Raw genomic sequence first — 18,446 nt, 5'->3', positions numbered from 1 at the left:
CAACCCACTCCCGAAGCGGCCTGGATTCAGGCCGCTTCTTTTTTGATGTTCGCGAGGTAGGTACGGCAGTTTTCCTCGCCCATGTACTTGCTGAGCAGACGCTCGTCGATGTCGGTGAAATCGACCATGATGAGGCCGTCCACGACGGAGGAGAAGTCCTTGTCCACATTGAAGCTGAGCAGCGTGGCGTTGAGCTTGAGGTAGTGCTTGAGCAGGATGGGGATGCCCTTGCCGTCGGTCTCCAGGCTGGAGATGAGAGCGGAGCAGTCGTCCACATTTTGGAGGTCCGCGCTGATGAACTCGCGCATCATGCGCCGGGTGCGCATGTAGCGGAAGGGATTGCGAGCTTTGACGAAGCTGGCGAGGTGCGGGTGCATGCGGTTGTCCTGCAGGAACTCGACGATCATCTTCCGCGAAAGGCTGCTGTAGTCCTTGCTGATGCTGACGGGGCCGAAGAGCTTCTTGTAGTGCGGATTGCGCGCGACCCAATGGGCGATGCCCTTCCAGAGCAGCGGGAGGGAGGCGAGATTGCGCTGGTAGGCCTTGATGATGAAGCTGCGGCCCATCTCGACCGCGTGCTCGAGATTGGCGAGGAAGGGCTTCTCAAAGCGGAAGAGGGTGCTGGTGTAGAGGCCTTTGGAGCCGTACTCGCGCAGGATCACATCCGCACGGCCGAGGCGGTAGGCGCCGGCGACCTGCTCCTTTTCTTCATCCCAGAGAATGAGGTGCTCGTAGTAGCGGTCGTATTTGTCGATGTCGATATCATTGCCGGTGCCCTCACCGACTTCACGGAAGGTGATCTCGCGGAGGCGGCCGATTTCAGGCAGGAGAACGGGGATCTCATGCGAGTGCGCCTGATAGACGGACAGGTTGCCCTGGCCGACAAGACGCCCGCCGCGCGCGCGGATGCGGTCGATCTCGTCCACCATGTGGGCTTGCTGGGTTTCAGAAGGAGGGGTGATGGTGAGGTTTTCGCCCTGGACCGTGAGTTTGGCCGTCTGCTCTTTGCCGCGCTGGTGGAGGACAAAGGTGTGGATGCGCAGGTAGCGCGTGAGGGACTCGTCATCCTCAAACTTCTTCAGGCGGGAGTAAGGGATGGGATGGCCGACGCTCATGGGCACGGGCGTGTTGGCGCGGTTGCAAAACTCACGCAGCAGGAGGCCGGTGCGGAGGCGCGGATGGATGACGCCCGCCGCATGAAAGAGGGCGCTGTTCGAGCCGGGGAAATAGACTGGCAGCACGGTCGCCTGAGTGCGACGCACGAGGGAGCCGACGTGATTGCTCCAAACGGGTTCATCCAGACCGCGGCCGGGCTTGTAGGAGGCCACTTCACCCGCGGGGAAAATGATGAGAGCGCCGCCGCCACGCAGCAGTTTGATGGCCTCCTTCATGGGGCCCATGTTGCGCTTGGCAGCGCCTTCGCCGCCAAAGGGGTCCACGGGGATGACATGGTCCGCGAGCTCCTTCATGGCAAGGAGGAGCGAATTCGTCATGACCTTCATGTCCGGGCGGAACTGGCCGGCCCAGCGTGCGAGCATGACAGGATCGATGACGCCAAAGGGATGGTTGGCGACAATGATCAGCGGGCCCTGTTTTGGAAACTCAAACTCGGAGGGCAGATCCACGTCCTCCTGCAGTTTCAGGGAATGCGCCACCGAGTCGAACCACGCAAAAAGTTCCGGATGCCGGGGGTGCTGCTTGTAGAGTTTTGCAGACTCATTGTAGCAATCATCAAAGCCGCGCAGTCCCAGAGCCTTTTCCAAGGTGGGGCCGATCAGACGATAGATCCGTCTTTGCAGGGGGGTTTTGAGGTGCTCGCTGATGTCGATGACCATGTTCTGTCTGTGGTGTTAGCCAGTTGAGCGCCATCCATCCTCACGAAAACGTTTCAATCAAGTGGCATCCGCGTTTCGATATTGTCATTCTTAAAAATGAAATATTCACTTTAGGGCATTCTGGATTTGACTCATCCAGAATTCCGCCCGGGCGGCAAAAGTCAGGTCATCCTTCTGGTACAGGACGCCTCGGGACACATTGACTAGGAGCGGAGCCTTTCTGCCGCTGCCCTTCAGGGCTGCGAGATCGCCCCCCTGAGCGCCCAGGCCGGGGATGAGGAGGGGAACGTCCGGGATGAGGTCCAGCACATTTGGCGCCGCATTGGTGAGGCCCACCACCAGTCCAGCCTGAGGATGGCCGGCGGTCATGGCCGCGACGAGTTCATAGACCTGACGGTCTCCGGTGGGCTGAAGCTCGATGTCCTTGGCACCGGGGTTTGAGGTGACGCCGAGGAGGTACAGGCCCTTGTCTGCGTATTTCAGAAACGGCTCCAGGGTGTCCCGCCCCATGTAGGCGTTCAGGGTGACCGCATCGACGTTCATCGCCTCAAAGCAGGCCTTGGCGTAGTAGCCCTGGGTTTCGCCGATGTCTCCGCGCTTCACATCGAGCACGACGGGGATGTCCTTGGGGATCTCCTGCAGGATTTCCTCCAGCATCTTCATGCCGCGCCAGCCGAGTGCCTCGAAGTAGGCGGAGTTCGGCTTGAACGCGGCGGCGTAGGGGGTGGTCTGCTCGATGACGTCCAGGATCCAGCGCTTGGTCTGCTCCTCCGCGTTTTCCGCCCTGACGTCGAGGCCTACGCAGAGGTTTGAGCCAGTCGTGGCGATGCGCTGATTGAGTTTGTCGAGGAAAGTCATGATGGCCGTTTGCTTGGCACAGCCTGTGCCATCCGGCAAGGCCCATGCTAAACGGAAAGGGAAAGCACGGCCCCGAGACCGGGAGGCGGCGTTTCGGTTTCCTGCTTCAAGATTTTCAGCCAGAAGAGGCCTGCTCCCATGAGGGCCAGGCCGAGCACGACGTACATGAGGCGCAGGTTTGTGCGGGTGAGCAGGCCGACGTAATGGTCCACCACGCTGGCGCTTGCGGCACCCGTCAAATAGAGGAGCACGCAGTAGGTCCATGCCCGGGCGGTGCTGGCTCTGAAGTGGTGCTGGTCTGGCTGCGGTGCGGTGAAGCCTCCGACCCAGGCAAAGCCGGCGCAAAATGCGGCCAGCAGGAGCAGGCGACGCCAGTCGAAATTAAATTCCATGGGAGGTTTTGGTTTTGAAGCGCACGTTGCCCTTGTGCTTGCTGAACTCGATCTTTTTCATGAGGTTCAGCAGCAGAATCTCGCGCTCCTGCCCGGGGTAGTCGGCGAGGCCCTGCCATTTGTTTGCCGCGTGCAGGAGCGCCAGCATGCGTGCCAGCTTTTCCTCCAGGCCCTCTTCGTGCGGGAAGCGCAGGCGCAGCCGATGGAGGCTCCTGAACAGGAACAAGGGGCCGCCAAGAAAGATCTGGCTGAGCACATGGGCGGGGCCGGTGACCTGGTTTGCGTAATGGTCCACGACATAGGCATTGGCGGCATCTCCCATGGCGCCAAAGTTTGAGAAGAGAGCGGACTCGGAGAAGCTTTGGAAGCCCTGACCGTTCTGCCATTTGCGCCAGCCGGTGAGGGTGATCGCGACCAGCGCTGCTGCTGCGATCCAAGGAGCGGCGGCCGTGGAATAACCGAAGGAATCCAGGGCCATGGAGGACCCATAACGGAAGAACAGCCATGCCAAGGCATAACAGAGGGCGCTGCCCACCAGCCCCAAGATCCCCCACACGATCTGGCTGCGGTTAAAAGCGGAAATCATGAGGCGGATTTTAGGTGGCAGGAAGGGGACGCTTCCAGAAAAAACTTCATGGTGTGGGAGCCTGCTAGATTGACGCTTTCCTGGCGACACCCTAAAAAACTGCGATGAAAAAGATCTCGCCAGCCACGGCCCTGCTTTGCGCGCTGGGCTTCAATCTTGTGCTCGCCTCGTTTGCTTTCTCGCTGTGGGCGGAGTGGGGGCCGTATGCATGGATCACCGCGGCGCAAACGGCGCTGGGAGGCAGCTACTTTGGCAAGGTCTCCTTTACTCTGACCTTCATCCTTCATCTCGTCCCTGCCATCCTGCTTTTCTTCGCGGCCTACGGCCGGGTTTCCAATATGCTCACGCTGGGGCTGCCGGTGGTCTGCATTCTGGCTCACCTGACTGCGACAGTGTGGTTCGTGAGCACTGGCGGCCGGCACGCGGATGGCTCCAGCTTTGATAGTGCGGTGCGAAGCGCGAGCTTTGTGCCGCAAGACATCGCGCTGGAACGCGCGAAACTGCCTGCCTTGGACATGGAAAAAATCTCGGGCATCCGATCCGGTTCGTCGGACCTGGGGGCGGATTTGTATGTGCCGTTCTCGGCCGCAGCGTGGCCAGACCCGGATACGAGGGTGATCCTCAAGACCCAGTCTGAGAAGCTCGACAAACTGAGCCGAGGAGAATTCCTCGAGGGAGTGATGCAGAAAGCTCCCCTGCCCTACCTTGTGCGTAAGTCATGGCCGCAGAATCCGTCCGTTTTTGCGATCGTCATCGAGGACCGAGGGTCAGTGCGGGGCAACTGGATTCCCGCGCTGGCGGCATATGGGGTGCTGGGAATCTGGGGCATTTCCCATTTCTTCAAACGCCGGCGGGGTGCAGCGATGCCGAAAGCGCCGTTGGCTTGAGGAGGTCTCTCACGTTGAGGTGAAGTGAGGCGGGGGGCCTGACGGGGGGCAGTTCGGGGACGATGGACCGCGCGAGAGCGAGTGGGATCAGGATGATCCCACTCCTGCGGCACTGCGCGGAGATGCAGACCCGTTTTCGAGGTGTCATGTCGTGAGGCCCTCAAATCTGAGCCAGAAAAAATTTGTGCCGGGCTCCCCTGCTGCCATCGTGAAACTCTTTCCCGATGAGCAACTCCGCTTCAGACAAGCCCCTTGTGGGCATCATCATGGGTTCCAGTTCTGACTGGCCCACTCTCCAAAATGCCGCCCAGGTGCTCAGCGACTTTGGCATTCCGTTTGAAAAGAAGGTGGTCAGTGCGCACCGCACGCCGCAGCTGCTGTACGACTATGCCACCACGGCCTCCGCGCGGGGGCTCAAGTGCATCATCGCCGGAGCGGGCGGGGCTGCGCATCTGCCCGGCATGACGGCGAGCATGACGACGGTTCCGGTGCTCGGCGTGCCGGTGCAGAGCCGTGCGCTGAGCGGGGTGGACAGCCTGTACTCGATCGTGCAGATGCCGGGAGGGATTCCGGTGGCAACTTTTGCCATTGGCAACGCAGGGGCGCTGAATGCGGGGCTGTTTGCCGTCTCGATGCTGGCCAACGAGAATCCTGAGCTGGTGGGCAAGCTCAATGCCTTCCGCGAACGCCAGACGCAGAAGGTGCTGGAAAGCCAGAAGGAACTCGAAGCCGAACCGAAGGCATGAAGTTTCCGCCTCCTTCCACCCTCGGCGTCCTCGGCGGCGGCCAGCTCGGACGCATGCTCGCGCTGGAGGCGCGGCGTGCGGGACACCGTATCGTGATCTTTACCGATGAAGCAAAAGGCTGCCCTGCGGGTCAGTTTGCGGATGTTGAGATCAATGCGGCGTACTCGGACACGGAAGCGCTGAACGGCTTTCTGCAGCAGGTGGATGTGGTGACGGCGGAGTTTGAAAACATTCCCGGCTCATGCCTGGCTGCGGTGGAGGCGGTGAAGCCGCTGCGGCCCGGTGCGAAGGCGCTGATCACGACGCAGCATCGTGAGCGCGAAAAGAATTTTCTGCGCGACCAGGGGATCGCCTGCGCGCCGTTCCGGGTGATCGATGATCTGGCGGGACTTGAGGCTGCGGTTGCGGAGCTGGGGCGCCCGTGTGTGATCAAAACGGCGGCGTTTGGCTATGATGGCAAAGGGCAGTGCAAGGTGACTGCGGACACGGATCTTGCGCAGGCGTGGAGCAGCTTCGCCGGCCAGCGTGCGGTGGTGGAGCAGTGGGTTTCTTTTGACTGCGAAGTGTCGGTGGTCGGCGCCCGGGGCATCGACGGCAGCATGGCGACCCATGGCTGCGTGGAGAACCAGCACACGCATCACATTCTCGACGTCACCATTGCGCCTGCGCGGGTTGATTCCAAAATTACAGAGCAGGCGATCGCGCTGTGGAAGGCGGTGGCGGAAGGGCTGGACTATGTGGGCACGATGGCGGTGGAGATGTTTGTGACGACGGCGGGCAAAGTGATCGTCAATGAGATCGCCCCGCGGCCGCACAACAGCGGGCATTACACGATCGACGCATGCCGGACGAACCAGTTTCAGCAGCAGCAGCGAGCGATTTGTGGGATACCGCTGGGGGATGCTTCGCAGCATACGCCTGCTGTGATGATCAATCTACTGGGTGATGTGTGGCCTGAGCCATTGGTGCATCCGGACTGGTCGCCGGTGCTGAATCATCCACGTGCGAAGCTGCATCTGTATGGGAAGCGTGAAGCGCGGGCGCGGCGGAAGATGGGGCATTTCACGGTGCTCGGGGAGACGATTGAGGTGGCGCTGAGGGATGCGCTGGAGATTCGGAAGGCGCTGGGGATTGGGTAGAGGAGGGGCCGGCGTGTGGCGGAGCGAAGTGGCTGCAGCGGCGGGACGGTGAAACGCTGCTGGAGGGCGCGGCGTGGTGAACGATGTGCTGGCTTTGCTTCCCGGAATGGTTTCTCTCTGACCCAGGGCGGCGCTCGCTGAGGCTCGCTTTGCCCTGGGCTTCGCTAGGTCGCCCCTTTGGGGCTGGCGTGATGTGGGGCGGGTTTGGCGAGGAGAGAGGCGAGATGGCCATTGCAAGGGACGCGCGACCGGAGCGGGCAGGACGCTGGCGCTCCCAGTCATGAAACTTGCTTCCCTGCCCATGGGCATCACAGCACTTTATACCACGCTCTGTTGAAAATAGGTATGCAGAAGGAGTCTTGGGACCGATGTTACAGGGTGTCGTGCGAACGCGTCCTAGCGTGCTCCAGTGTTATGGAGCTTTTCGCAGGCCATAGCACGTTCGAAAGCGCCGGAGGCCCGGCGCACTCCAGGACACTTCGCGAACGCGTTCGCGATGCAGGTTTTACCCTTGTAGCAGGCCCGCGGTTGACTTGCTTAAGAGCAAGGAAGTCAGTCGATGCGTTTGACTTCGAGTTCGACTTTGAGGGCGGTGGTGGCGCCGGGGGGGCCGTCGAAGTGGCCGGAGACGGGGGCGGCGTCGTGGTAGTCGCGGCCGGTGGCGATCTTGATGTGGCGCTCGTCGGCGAGAGTGGCGTTGGTGGGGTCGAGGCCGAACCAGCCTTTGCCGGGGATGTGGACCTCACACCAGGCGTGGGAGGCCTGGGCGCCGCGGAGCTGGGCGTCCGGACCGTTGTAGAGATAACCGCTGACGTAGCGCGCGGGAATGCCGAGGGAGCGGCAGATGCCGATCATGAGGTGGGCGAAGTCCTGGCAGACTCCGCACTTTGACTCCATGACTTCGGTCATGTGCGTGGAGGAGGAGGTGGTGCTGGGGGCGTATTTCCACTCGCGGAAGATGTGGTGCATGACGGCCTCGGCGGTGGCAAAGATGTCGTTGGAGTCATTGCGGATGTCGATGCCGAGGCGCCAGACTTCCGGGGTGATGGAGACGTAGGAACTGTCTCCAAGGAAGGGCAGGATCATTTCATCGCGCTCGCTTTTGAGGGCTGCGAAGGAAACACCGAGGGGCTTGCCGTCCTTGTAGGGGCTCGTGGTGTTGATGGTGGACTGCGACTCGATGATGAGATCGGTGTGCGGCTCGGGAATGTCGAAGTAGTGGACGTAGTTGAGCCAGTTGTCGCGGAAGTGCTGGAGGCGCGCGGGGGGCTTGATGTTCAGCAGGAAGAACTCGAGGCGAGATTTGTCGTCCGTGACGGGACGAAGGCGCAGCTCATTGTAGCTGTCCCGCACGGCACCGCGATAAACGTAGTGAGTACGGTGGAAGACACGGAATCGCATGACGTGAAGCGGGAGATTCCGAGAGGGTACTACTGCTGTTGCTGCTGCTGCTGCTGAACCTGGACATCTTCGCTGGCGTGGGCGTGATAAGCGCCGGGAGCGGAGGTTTCCACCGGGGACTCTTCGGCAATCTGGGAGAGCTCTGCGTGAAGCACGAAGGTCTGGAAGATGGCCTCGCCGATCTGATTGAGGCGGGTCTGCAGATCGTCGATGTATTCGTGCAGACCGGCGGCGAGAACTTCCTCCACGGTGGTGTAGGCGAGGTCGGCGCGGAGACGGCCGACATGGCGGAGGGGTGCGGGCATGCCCTGCAGGCCGGAGCAGGCGCAGAGGGCCTGGAGGGCGGACTGGGCTTCCGCAACACAGCAGGCGATGGAGCGGGGGAAGGTTTCGTCCAGCAGGAGGTAGGCGATGATTTTGGTGGGATCCAGGCGGCGGTGCTCGGCCATGAAGGCGTGCCAGGCGGAACAGGAACGCAGGAGGGCGGCCCAGCGGAGCGGGCGGGCCTGGGCGTGAGGAGGAAGCTCAAGGGAGAGGCCAGAGCAGGTGTCCAGCAGGCGGGACATTTTGTCCGCACGCTCAAGGCAGGTGCCGAGGCGGAGGAAGTGCCAGATTTCACCGCGGGGAGTGGTGGAGTCCGCGATGCCCTGGAACTGGTAGGAGCCGCGCAGAACGCGCTCATAAAACGCGGCACTCTGGGTGCGGTGCATGGTCTTGCCTTCGGCGGATTCGGCGAAGAGGCGGAGAGAATTGAGCGACTCCCAGATTTCATCGGAGATCTGATCGCGCACGGTGCGGGCGTTTTCGCGCGCGGCCTTGATGCTGTTGAGCATCGAGTTGGGATTGTCGGCACGGAGGGCGAGGAAGTCGGTGACGTCCTTGCCTTTGATTTTTTTGTGCAGCTTGGAGTAGGCCTCTTCATCGCCGGTGGTGGCGAGAATGGGCTGCCAGAACTGCGCTTCGTCCACGCCTTCGGATCCGGCATCAAGGAGGAGATCCTGAGTGGAGAGGAGGAGGCGTGAGAGGTTTTCCGCACGCTCGACGTAGCGTGCCATCCAGTAAATGCTGTCTGCGACTCGGCTAAGCATGGCGTGTGATCAGGCGGCGGTTGAGGTTTCGGCAGGCATGTCGAGCGGGTCGTCCCAGAGGACCCAGGTGTCCTTGCTGCCGCCGCCTTGGGAGGAGTTCACGACGAGAGAACCTTTTTTGAGAGCAACGCGGGTGAGGCCGCCGGGGACAACGCGGACGCGATCGCCGCAGAGCACGTAGGGGCGGAGGTCGATGTGACGGCCTTCGAAGTGATCGTCCACAAACACGGGATGGCGCGAGAGCTGAAGGACCGGCTGGGCGATGTAGTTGCGCGGGTTCTTTTTGATGCGCTCGGCGAATTCGGCGCGCTCTTTTTTGGAAGCATGCGGGCCCATGAGCATGCCGTAGCCGCCAGATTCATTGACGGCTTTGACGACGAGCTTGTCGAGATTGTCGAGGATGTAGGCGCACTCCTTTTCATCGACGCCGAGATGGGTGGGGACGTTCGGCAGGATGGGATCCTGATCGAGGTAGTACTTGATCATCTTTGGCACGAGGGCGTACACGGCCTTGTCGTCCGCGACACCGGTGCCGATGGAGTTGGCGAGGGCGACGTTGCCTTTGCGGTAGGCATTGATGATGCCGGGGACGCCGAGGAGGGAGTCTTTGCGGAAGACGAGGGGATCGAGGAAGTCGTCATCGATACGGCGATAGATGACGTGGACCTGCTCAAGTCCTTTCGTCGTGCGCATGAAAACGCGGTCATTGCGGATGATGAGATCGCGGCCTTCGACGATGGGTACGCCCATCTGCTTGGCGAGGTAGCAGTGCTCAAAGTAGGCGCTGTTGTAGATGCCGGGGGTGAGGACGACGATGGTGGGGTCCAGCACGCTGCCGGGGGCGAGGTGGGCGAGGGTCTCCCGCAGCATGGTGCCGTAGGCGTCCACGGGGCGGACGGGGAGGGACTGAAGCAGGCCGGGGAAGGCGCGCTTCATGGCATTGCGATTCTCCAGCATGTAGGAGGCGCCGGAGGGGCAGCGGCCGTTGTCTTCGAGAACGTAGTAGTCCCCTTTGCCATCGCGGACGAGATCGGTGCCGCAGATGTGGATGTAGATGCCGTGGGGGACTTTGATGCCACGGAACTCGGGGCGGTAGTGAGAGGCGGAGAGGACCAGCTCTGCGGGGACGGCCTTGTCCGTGATGATCTTCTGACCGTGGTAGATGTCGTTGAGGAAGAGATTCAGCGCGGTGATGCGCTGGATGAGTCCGGCCTCGACGGTCTCCCATTCACGCTGCGGGATGATGCGCGGCATGAGATCGAAGGGGAAGATGCGCTCGGTGCCTTGGTCATCGCCATAGACAGTGAACGTCACACCCTGACGGAGGAAGGCGGCATCCACGGCTTTTTGGCGCGCGGAGTATTCGGATGGTGAGAGGGAACCGGCACTATCAAGCATGGCTCCGTAGTGCGGACGTGCCTTCCCGGATTTGGAAAACACCTCGTCGAAGAAGCTCTCTGGTTGGTAGTCGTTAAACAGTGACGACATGGTCTTATATTATATAGCATGCCCCGTGCCAGAGTTTGGGAGGCTTTGTTGAAGACTTCGTGAGACGAGGCTTGGCCGGATGTTGCTGAAAGCGGAAGCTGGAGGAGTGGGATTGGAAAGGGCTTCCCGAATGGGCGGAAGATTGAGGTAGAAAAATTAGGGGTAGAAAAATTTTCCGGAGTTCTGAGTCGGGGGAATTCTCTATTCTGTTTTTTCCTGAGGGTTTGCTACTGAGCGAGACTGTGGGTAGCTGCGGGCCGGTCGAGAAGGCAAAAAGATTTCTGACGGAGTGAACCGGAAAGCCTTTGTCAGGAGCCGACGGGTTCGACATCCACGCCGACGCCGACGGTGTGCTTGCCGCCGCCGGTGATGATGCCGCGGACGGGGCTGACGTCTGAGAAATCGCGGCCGGTGGCGACGGTGATGTGGTCCAGGGAAGTGAAGCAGTTGTTGGTGGGATCAAAATCCACCCAGCCGAAACCGGGGACAAAGATGGAGGCCCAGGCGTGGGAGGCATCGACGCCCTGAAGGCGGGGCTTGCCAGCAGGAGGGTGGGTGCGGAGGTAGCCGCTGATGTAGCGGGCGGGCAGGCCAATGGCGCGCAGGCTGGCGATGGCGAGGTGGGCGAAGTCCTGGCAGACGCCGCGCTTTTTCTCCAGCACCTCATTCAGCGGGGTGCTGATGGTGGTGGCCTTGGGGTCAAAGACGAACTCGCGATAGATGCGGCGGCAGAGATCCGCAGCGGCGGCGAGGACGGGGCGGCCTTTGGTGAAGCTGGGGAGGGCGAAGTCACGCAAGGGCATCTCCGGGACGAGAAGAGGACTGCCGAAAACGAACTGGCAGGGGTCCAGGAGATCCACAGAAACGGGATCCCGAAACATGGCGGCGACGGTCTCCCAAGGCGGGGTCTGCAGGGGATCTGGCTGCAGGACGGGCGCGAGGGAGACAAAGCTGCGGGAGGTGACCTCAAAGCGCTGGTGGAGCTTCTGCACGGAGAAGCAGGCGACCTGATTGCCGAAGGAGTCGGTATGCTCGGTGAGGAGATCCGGGACGGGATCGAAACTGAGGCTGAACTCCAGGCAGCGCTGGGTTTCGGTATCGCGCGGACGCAAGCGGGCGGCATGGTGGGACATGGCCACCTGGGAGCTGTAGGCGTACGTGGTGCGGTGGGTGATGCGGTAGTTCATCACGCGGAGGGTGGTTCGGCGGGCGCGACGTCGCTGCTGCTGATGGTGGAATGGGCGAAGTAGCCGGCGGTCAGCGCATCATTGAGGACAGGCATGGCCTCGATGAGCTGGGTGAGGAGCTTTGCGACCTGGGACTGCGACCAGGTGCCGGGCTCCACGCGGGCGAGTTCGGTGGGATCGCAGAGCTGGAGGCGCGTGCTGTTTTCCAGGAAGACGCGCATGGCGGGAGTGAGCAGCGCGGAGTTTTTTTCGTGCGGGAGGTTTTTGAACTGCTGGCGGATGCGCTCGAACTGAAACCGGAGGCCGCGGGGATTGAGCTCATCGAGCATGAGCAGATCGTAAACGGCGGCGAGCTGAGGGAGAAGGCTGTAGCGGTTGCGGTAGGTGATGGTGCTGTCTCCGACCTCGAGAATGGCCTCGAGGAGGCTGGGGTTTTCCGCGTCATCGCTATGAAGTCCGGCGAGGAGGAGCTCGCAGATGTACACGGTGCGCTCAATGCGGTGGCCCATGTCGAGGAACATCCAGCCCTGGGCGCGGGTCATGTTTTCCTTGGCCAGACCATGGAAGGAGGCGAGCTCAAGGATGATGCGGGTGAGCACGTTCAGGGCATCGGACATGGGGGCGACGCTGGGTGTGCTGTCGTAGGCGTCCAAGGCATCGCCGAGCTGGCTGATGACGCGCCAGGTGTCCACGGAAATGCGATCCCGCAGGAGAACGCCGATGCGCTGAATGTGGGAGACGCTGGAACGGATGCTGTTGGGGTGATCGGCATCAAAAACGGCCTCGAGGAGGCGGGCTTCAATCTGCTCCTGCTGGGAGGCGAGGGAGGCGGCGTCTGGCACGTCATCCAGAACGGTGAGGCGCTTGAGGGCCTCCAGCAAAGGGAGGAGGAGGGGGGTCTCGCTCATGCCGCTTTCCGGCGAGCAGCGGAGGAGGGTGGAGCGCAGAAGGCGGGCGCTGGACTCCGCGCGCTCGGCGTAGCGGCCGAGCCAGTAGAGGTGATTGGCGACACGGCTGCCGAGATTGTGCCCGGTGCGGCGGAGCTCCACCGGAGCGCTGGTGCGGGAGAGCAGGGTGACGTTTTCGACGGGTCCGTCGCTGAGCACCCAGGTGTCCTTGGTAGTGCCGCCTTTCTGCATGGAAACGAACGGGGACTCGATGCTGGCGGCGACGCGTGTGAGAGCACCGGGCATGACCATGTAGCCGTCTTTTGTGGCGACGAGATAGACGCGGACGCTGACGGGCTTGTGAACGAGGCGGCCGTCCTCCCAAACCGGGGCGGTGGAGAAGGAAATTTTTTCCTGCGCGGCCCAGCGATCTGGCGCGAAGCGGATGCGCTCGACGAGGGCGGCGCGCTCGGCACCGGAGAGGCTGCTGCCGAAAAAGGCTTCGCGACCGCGGACACGGAAGGCGCTCTTGATGACCATGTGCTCGAGACTTTTTTCCACCTCGGCGCGCGGGCGCTCCTGACCGCACCACCAGGTGGCAACGGAGGGCATGAGGAGCTCTGAGCCGAGGAGCTTGCGACACAATCCGGGGAGGAAGGCCATGAGGGCGGGAGCTTCCGCGAGGCCGGAGCCGAGGGCATTGCCGAGCGAGACATTGCCTGCACGCACGGCGCGGACGAGGCCGGGGACGCCGAGCATGGAGTCGTTGCGCAGCTCCAGGGGATCGCAGAAATCGTCATCCACACGGCGGAGGATGACGTCCACAGTTTCGAGGCCGTTGAGAGTTTTTAGATAGACGCGGTCATCGCGCACGGTGAGGTCCTCCCCCTCCACCAAGGTGTAGCCGAGGTAGCGGGCGAGGTAGGCCTGCTCGAAGTACGTTTCATTGTAGGGACCAGGAGTGAGCAGGACGACACGCGGCTCCTCCACAGGGCGTGGTGCGAGTGCGGCGAGGGACTGCTGCATCTGGCGGAAAAAGCCGGCGAGGCGGCGGACACGGGCGTCACGAAACACCTCGGGCAGGAGACGGGAGGTGATGAGGCGGTTTTCCAGTGCGTAACCGGCGCCAGTGGGGATCTGAGTACGGTCTGAGATGACCCACCACTGACCGTCTGGAGAGCGGGCGAGGTCCGCGCCGTACACCTGCAGGGGTTTGGCTCCGGATGTTTTGATGCCGTGACAGGGGCGGAGGTAGGAGGCCTGGGCAAGAACGAGGGCGGCGGGCATGCTGCCATCCCGAATCAGCTGCTGGGGGCCGTAACTGTCGTTTAAAATCGTGTTGAGCAGCGTGGCGCGCTGGATGAGCGCCTTTTCAATGCCCTCCCACTCGCGCGCGGAGATGACGAAGGGCACAGGGTCCATGTGCCAGGGCGTGTCCATGCCCTTTTCGTCGTAGATGTTGAAGGTGACACCGCGCTCCGCCAGCAAACGGCGGGCGGTGTCTGACATGCGTTTGACGCCGGCGACGTCCCGGCGCAGGAGATCGGCGATGACCAGCTCGTAATGCGGGCGCACCTTGCCGTCGGCATCCCGCAGTTCGTCGTAGTGTCCGCGGGGTTCCGGGCCGTCCAAGCGCGGAGCCATGACCCGTGGCGTGACGGGAGAGGAGGAGGCGGAGGAACTTTGAGACTGGAAGATCAATGCGTGGTCGGAGGTGGCTGTGCTGGAGGGACGTGACGACAGTAGGATTTGATCCCGCCAGTGCATCCGATTTGTCGGAGGGACGCAAGGTTTATGCCATGAGTGGTGGCGGGCTCTTCATTTCGGTGGAAGCATTTTTTGCTTCAGCCTGCCTGTCAGCGCTGTGAACTCGGGGTCCTTGTGAATCAGCGTGGCATCCAAACTCTGGGCCAGCGAAGCAACAAAAGCATCGGCAAAGGAAATCCTGTGCGCCGCCTTGAGCTTTGCCGCATCCGAGCAGGCAACGTCATTGGAATGATGCCAGCTCACCGGCCATGCCCGAAGGGCGGCGAGCGCCTGAGCAGCGTCGGCCTCGCCACGTTCCTGCAATGTGATGTATTCCACTTCCGTCAATGTCACGAACGATCCGTGAACTGTCACATGGCCCGATCTGGCCTCGACGAGATACTTTTCCACAACGTCCGCCCCACTTTCATCCTCCAGCAAGGTAAAGCACGCCGAGGTGTCCAAGACGACCATTTCAGCCACGACGACGCTCCTCCTGACGATGCTTCATCAGGGCGTTGTTCAAACCGCCGCCAGCGAACATGCCGCGTGCCGAACGAATGGGATCTGGATTTGCTCTGGCGGGCTCAGCTGCATTAAACCAACCAAGCACGCGATCACAGACTTCCTGCCGCTCTTCAGGAGGCAGCGCCTCAATCTGGCTCAAAATGGCCTGACTGCGTGAACTCATCTTTTATAGTAGGCTACCGGGGTTGTGGCGTCAATGTTGAGCCTGTCATCCGTGGCGGAGGTCGAGGGTGAAGGGGAATTCGGGGTTGGGCGTGGCGGGGGCAACCTTCATTTTTCCGGGGGTGTGGCCGTGGCGGAAGAAGCGGGCGTAGCGGCGGCTTTCGGCCTCGTAGGAGTTCACGGGGAACTTTTCATGACTGAGGCCGCCGGGATGGGCGACGTGGTAGGTGCAGCCGCCGAGGGAGCGCTGATTCCACTGGTCAACGAGGTCGATCACAAGAGGGGAATGGACGCCGACGGTGGGCTGGAGGCAGTTTGGCGGCTGCCAGGCGCGGTAGCGAACGCCTGCGACGTATTCGCCATTGGTACCGGTGGGGTGCATGGGGACGGTGCGGCCATTGCAGGTGATGGCGTAACGTCCTTCAACTAGGCCCTGAGCCTTGATCTGGATGCGTTCGAGGGAGGAGTCCACGTAGCGGACGGCTCCGCCGGCACCGGCGTCCTCGCCGAGGACGTGCCATGGCTCAAGGGCCTGACGGATTTCCACGTTGACGTTGCGGGTGGACCAGTCGCCGCTGAGGGGGTAGCGGAACTCGTAGTGCGGGGCGAACCACTCGGGCTTGAGCTCGTAGCCGGCCTGACGGGTGTCCGCACAGATGTCTTCGATGTCGCTCCAATTGAAGTGGGGGAGCATCCAGCGGTCATGGATATCGGTGCCCCAGCGGACGAGGGGTGCCTCGTACGGCTCCTTCCAGAAGCGGGCGATGAGGGTGCGGAGCATGAGGGCCTGGGCGAGGCTCATGTGGGGATGCGGGGGCATTTCAAAACCGCGCATTTCCAGGAGGCCGAGGCGGCCGGTGCTGCTGTCCGGAGAGTAGAGCTTGTCGATGCAGAACTCGGCGCGGTGGGTGTTGCCGCTGGAGTCGATGAAGAGATTTCGGTAGAGGCGGTCCACGAGCCAGGGCGGCACCGGTCCCCCTTTGGCGGTGATGTCGGAGGCGGCCTTGAAGGCGACTTCGAGCTCGTAGAGGGAATCGTTCCGGGCTTCGTCGATACGGGGGCTCTGGCTGGTGGGGCCGATGAACATGCCGCTGAACATGAAGGAGAGCGACGGATGATTCTGCCAGTAGCTGGTGAGGCTGCGCAAGAGATCGGGACGGCGGAGGAAGGGGCTGTCCTTGGGCGTTTCCGCGCCCATGACGATGTGATTGCCGCCGCCGGTGCCGGTGTGGCGGCCGTCCACCATGAACTTTTCGGTGCCGAGGCGGGTCTGCCGGGCTTCGTCGTAGAGGGATTCGGTGATGTGCACCATCTCGTCCCAGCTTTTGGCGGGATGGACGTTGACCTCAATGACGCCCGGGTCAGGGGTGACTTTGAGGACGTGCAGACGAGGATCATAGGGCGGCGGGTAGCCTTCAATGACGACGGGCTGATCGAGCGCGAGAGCGACGTCCTCCACGGCGCCAAGGGCGGAGAGGTATTCCTCCAGCGTCTTGGTAGGCGGCATGAAGATGAAGAGCTTGCCCTCGCGCGGCTGCACACAAAGTGCGGTGCGGACGATCTGGTCAGCGGACTGACCGACGGCGGGCGGCTGGAAGGCGGGGTCGATGGGGCCGTCCCCGTCTCCACCGAAGTCCCGGCCTTTTTCCCGTGCGGCTGCCTGCGCCATGACTCTGGCCTTTTCCTCTTCACCGAGGCCCTCGATCTCGAGGGGGGCCGGGCGCTGGGCAAGGCGCTGCCAGAAGGAGGCGGGTATGCCGCCGATGCCGCGGACGAACTGCTGGCGCGAGGGCAGCGGATCGCGGTCCTCCATGGGGTCCTGCTCATGGTGGTAGGGGTAGTCGGTGGTCTTGACCCAGGGCTGGGAATCGAGCGGGAGGCGCAGGCCGATGGGGGAGTCTCCGGGGATGAGGTAGCAGCGCTCTGTGCGCAGAAACCAAGGCCCGGTCTCCCAGCCATCGGATACCGGTTTGAGTGGGAGGACGTGGCCGACAATTTTGTCGAGGCCTTCCTCGAACACTTTGGCGAGGCGGGTGCGCTCCTGCTTGTCTTTGAGGTTGGACTTGAGGGGGTCCACGTTTACGGGCAGCCTGCGCTCGCGCCAGAGGTAGTAGTAGGCGTCCTCATAGGTGGGCATGATCCACTTGCCGCCGCAGCCGAGGCGCTCCGCCAGGGCGTGGATGAAGCGCGCGGAGTGGGTCTCGGTGACGCCGTAGTCTTTCTGCATGTCCGCATAGAGATGGGGGTGTGCCCAGAGGGGCTGGCCGTCTTTGCGCCAGTGGCAGCCGTAGGACCAGCGTGGCAGCTGCTCTCCGGGGTACCATTTGCCCTGGCCGTGGTGGAGGAAGGCACCGGGGGCGAAGCGATCGCGCAGGCGCTTGAGCAGGATGTCAGAGAGAAGGGCCTTCTTCGGGCCGACGGCGGTGGTGTTCCACTCGGGGGCATCCGGGTCGTCGATGGAGACGAAGGTGGGCTCACCACCCATGGTGAGGCGTACGTCATTGGCCTCCAGATCTTTGTCCAAGGCATGACCGAGCGCGGCGATCTCCGCCCACTGCTCCTCGGTGTAGGGTTTGGTGACACGGGGGGACTCGAAGATGCGAGTCACCTTCATGTCGAAATCGAATTTGGTTTCGCATTTCTCCATGATCGCGCCGCTGATGGGGGCGGCGCTCAGGGGATCGGGCGTGGCGGCCAGGGGAATGTGGCCTTCCCCTGCGAAGAGGCCGGAGGTGGGATCCAGGCCGACCCAGCCTGCGCCGGGGAGGTAAACCTCGCACCAGGCGTGGAGATCGGTGAAATCGACCTCGGTGCCGCTGGGGCCGTCGAGGGATTTCACGTCCGGCTTGAGCTGAATGAGGTAGCCGCTGACGAAACGCGCGGCGATGCCGAGGCGGCGCATGATCTGAACCATGAGCCAGGAGGTGTCACGGCAGGAGCCGGTGAGCTTGGTGAGGGTTTCCTCCGGGGTCTGGACGCCGGGCTCCATGCGGACGGTGTAGCCGATGTCCTTCCAGAGGCGCTGATTGATGGCCACGAGTGCGGTGGTGGTGCGCGGCGGCCAGGGCTTCATGGCGAGCAGCTCGCTCTCGATCCGGGTAAAGTAGTCGGTGAACTTCGGTGAGAGCGGGATGCACTTCAGGAAGGGGGCGAGCTCATGATCGAGCGTGGCATCGTAGTCGAAAGGGAAGTTTTCGCCCTCGGGCTCGAGGAAAAAGTCGAAGGGATTGAAGACAGCCATCTCCGCCACGACGTCCACCTCGACGCTGAAAACGTCCGTTTTCTCCGGGATGACGAGGCGTGCGAGGTAGTTTGACTGGGGGTCCTGCTGCCAGTTCAGGAAGTGCTTTTCCGGCGTGATCTTCAGGGAGTAGCTCAGGATGCGCGTCCGGGAATGGGGAGCCGGGCGGAGGCGGATGACCTGCGGACCCAGCTCGATGGGGCGGTCGTAGCGGTAGCTGGTGCGATGATGAAGGGCGACGTGGATGGACATGCGAAAAGGTTGGGGCGGGGCGG

At 62.3% G+C, this 18,446-nt stretch carries 15 protein-coding genes; 3 read left to right on the top strand and 12 right to left on the bottom strand.

Annotated elements, in window-relative coordinates; all coding sequences use genetic code 11:
* Positions 1–26: 26 nt before the first annotated feature.
* The 4 genes from ACILSR_RS13740 to ACILSR_RS13725 all read right to left on the bottom strand — a co-directional run bounded on the left by ACILSR_RS13740 (position 27) and on the right by ACILSR_RS13725 (position 3,671).
* Complete coding sequence (locus ACILSR_RS13740; RefSeq protein WP_395750351.1) at positions 27–1,835, bottom strand: lysophospholipid acyltransferase family protein; 1,809 nt, start codon at positions 1,833–1,835, stop codon at positions 27–29.
* Between the two features lie 105 nt (positions 1,836–1,940).
* A complete protein-coding gene (gene pyrF / locus ACILSR_RS13735) occupies positions 1,941–2,693 on the bottom strand; it encodes an orotidine-5'-phosphate decarboxylase (RefSeq protein WP_395750350.1) in 753 nt (250 codons plus the stop codon).
* Between the two features lie 47 nt (positions 2,694–2,740).
* Positions 2,741–3,085 (bottom strand): hypothetical protein, encoded by a 345-nt coding sequence (locus ACILSR_RS13730; RefSeq protein ID WP_395750349.1) that lies wholly within the window; start codon positions 3,083–3,085, stop codon positions 2,741–2,743.
* Positions 3,075–3,671, bottom strand: a complete 597-nt coding sequence (locus ACILSR_RS13725; RefSeq protein ID WP_395750348.1) for a hypothetical protein — start codon at positions 3,669–3,671, stop codon at positions 3,075–3,077. The genes ACILSR_RS13730 and ACILSR_RS13725 overlap by 11 nt, the downstream gene beginning before the upstream one ends.
* A 104-nt stretch (positions 3,672–3,775) precedes the next feature.
* On the opposite strand from ACILSR_RS13725, the gene ACILSR_RS13720 reads away from it, so the two are divergent.
* The 3 genes from ACILSR_RS13720 to ACILSR_RS13710 all read left to right on the top strand — a co-directional run bounded on the left by ACILSR_RS13720 (position 3,776) and on the right by ACILSR_RS13710 (position 6,443).
* Positions 3,776–4,558 (top strand): hypothetical protein, encoded by a 783-nt coding sequence (locus tag ACILSR_RS13720; protein WP_395750347.1) that lies wholly within the window; start codon positions 3,776–3,778, stop codon positions 4,556–4,558.
* 224 nt (positions 4,559–4,782) lie between these two features.
* Positions 4,783–5,304 carry a 5-(carboxyamino)imidazole ribonucleotide mutase gene (gene purE / locus ACILSR_RS13715; protein ID WP_395750346.1) on the top strand — a complete coding sequence of 174 codons (522 nt, stop codon included), beginning with the start codon at positions 4,783–4,785 and terminating at the stop codon, positions 5,302–5,304.
* Positions 5,301–6,443 carry a 5-(carboxyamino)imidazole ribonucleotide synthase gene (locus tag ACILSR_RS13710; protein ID WP_395750345.1) on the top strand — a complete coding sequence of 381 codons (1,143 nt, stop codon included), beginning with the start codon at positions 5,301–5,303 and terminating at the stop codon, positions 6,441–6,443. The genes purE and ACILSR_RS13710 overlap by 4 nt, the downstream gene beginning before the upstream one ends.
* 552 nt (positions 6,444–6,995) lie before the next feature.
* Here the strand turns inward: ACILSR_RS13710 and ACILSR_RS13705 are convergent.
* The 8 genes from ACILSR_RS13705 to ACILSR_RS13670 all read right to left on the bottom strand — a co-directional run bounded on the left by ACILSR_RS13705 (position 6,996) and on the right by ACILSR_RS13670 (position 18,423).
* A complete protein-coding gene (locus tag ACILSR_RS13705) occupies positions 6,996–7,844 on the bottom strand; it encodes a transglutaminase domain-containing protein (RefSeq protein ID WP_395750344.1) in 849 nt (282 codons plus the stop codon).
* 29 nt (positions 7,845–7,873) lie between these two features.
* Complete coding sequence (locus ACILSR_RS13700) at positions 7,874–8,932, bottom strand: alpha-E domain-containing protein (protein ID WP_395750343.1); 1,059 nt, start codon at positions 8,930–8,932, stop codon at positions 7,874–7,876.
* Positions 8,933–8,941: 9 nt separating this feature from the next.
* Positions 8,942–10,420: a circularly permuted type 2 ATP-grasp protein gene (locus tag ACILSR_RS13695; RefSeq protein ID WP_395750342.1), complete on the bottom strand. Its 1,479-nt coding sequence runs from the start codon at positions 10,418–10,420 to the stop codon at positions 8,942–8,944.
* A gap of 308 nt (positions 10,421–10,728) precedes the next feature.
* The gene (locus ACILSR_RS13690) at positions 10,729–11,607 is read right to left on the bottom strand and encodes a transglutaminase N-terminal domain-containing protein (RefSeq protein ID WP_395750520.1); all 879 of its coding nucleotides are present in this window, start codon (positions 11,605–11,607) and stop codon (positions 10,729–10,731) included.
* On the bottom strand, positions 11,607–14,138 hold the full coding sequence (locus ACILSR_RS13685; RefSeq protein ID WP_395750341.1) for a circularly permuted type 2 ATP-grasp protein: 2,532 nt from the start codon (positions 14,136–14,138) through the stop codon (positions 11,607–11,609). The genes ACILSR_RS13690 and ACILSR_RS13685 overlap by 1 nt, the downstream gene beginning before the upstream one ends.
* A 174-nt stretch (positions 14,139–14,312) precedes the next feature.
* Entirely contained in the window at positions 14,313–14,714 is a 402-nt protein-coding gene (locus ACILSR_RS13680) for a PIN domain-containing protein (protein WP_395750519.1), read from the bottom strand.
* Between the two features lies 1 nt (position 14,715).
* Complete coding sequence (locus ACILSR_RS13675) at positions 14,716–14,931, bottom strand: hypothetical protein (RefSeq protein WP_395750340.1); 216 nt, start codon at positions 14,929–14,931, stop codon at positions 14,716–14,718.
* 45 nt (positions 14,932–14,976) lie between these two features.
* Positions 14,977–18,423 (bottom strand): DUF2126 domain-containing protein, encoded by a 3,447-nt coding sequence (locus tag ACILSR_RS13670; protein WP_395750339.1) that lies wholly within the window; start codon positions 18,421–18,423, stop codon positions 14,977–14,979.
* Between the last annotated feature and the right edge of the window lie 23 nt (positions 18,424–18,446).

Origin of the sequence: Prosthecobacter sp., from assembly GCF_044222565.1 — a bacterium.
GTDB lineage: Bacteria > Verrucomicrobiota > Verrucomicrobiia > Verrucomicrobiales > Verrucomicrobiaceae > Prosthecobacter.
Note: the sequence above shows the minus strand (reverse complement) of the source record. Positions and strands in the feature narration are given on the sequence as shown.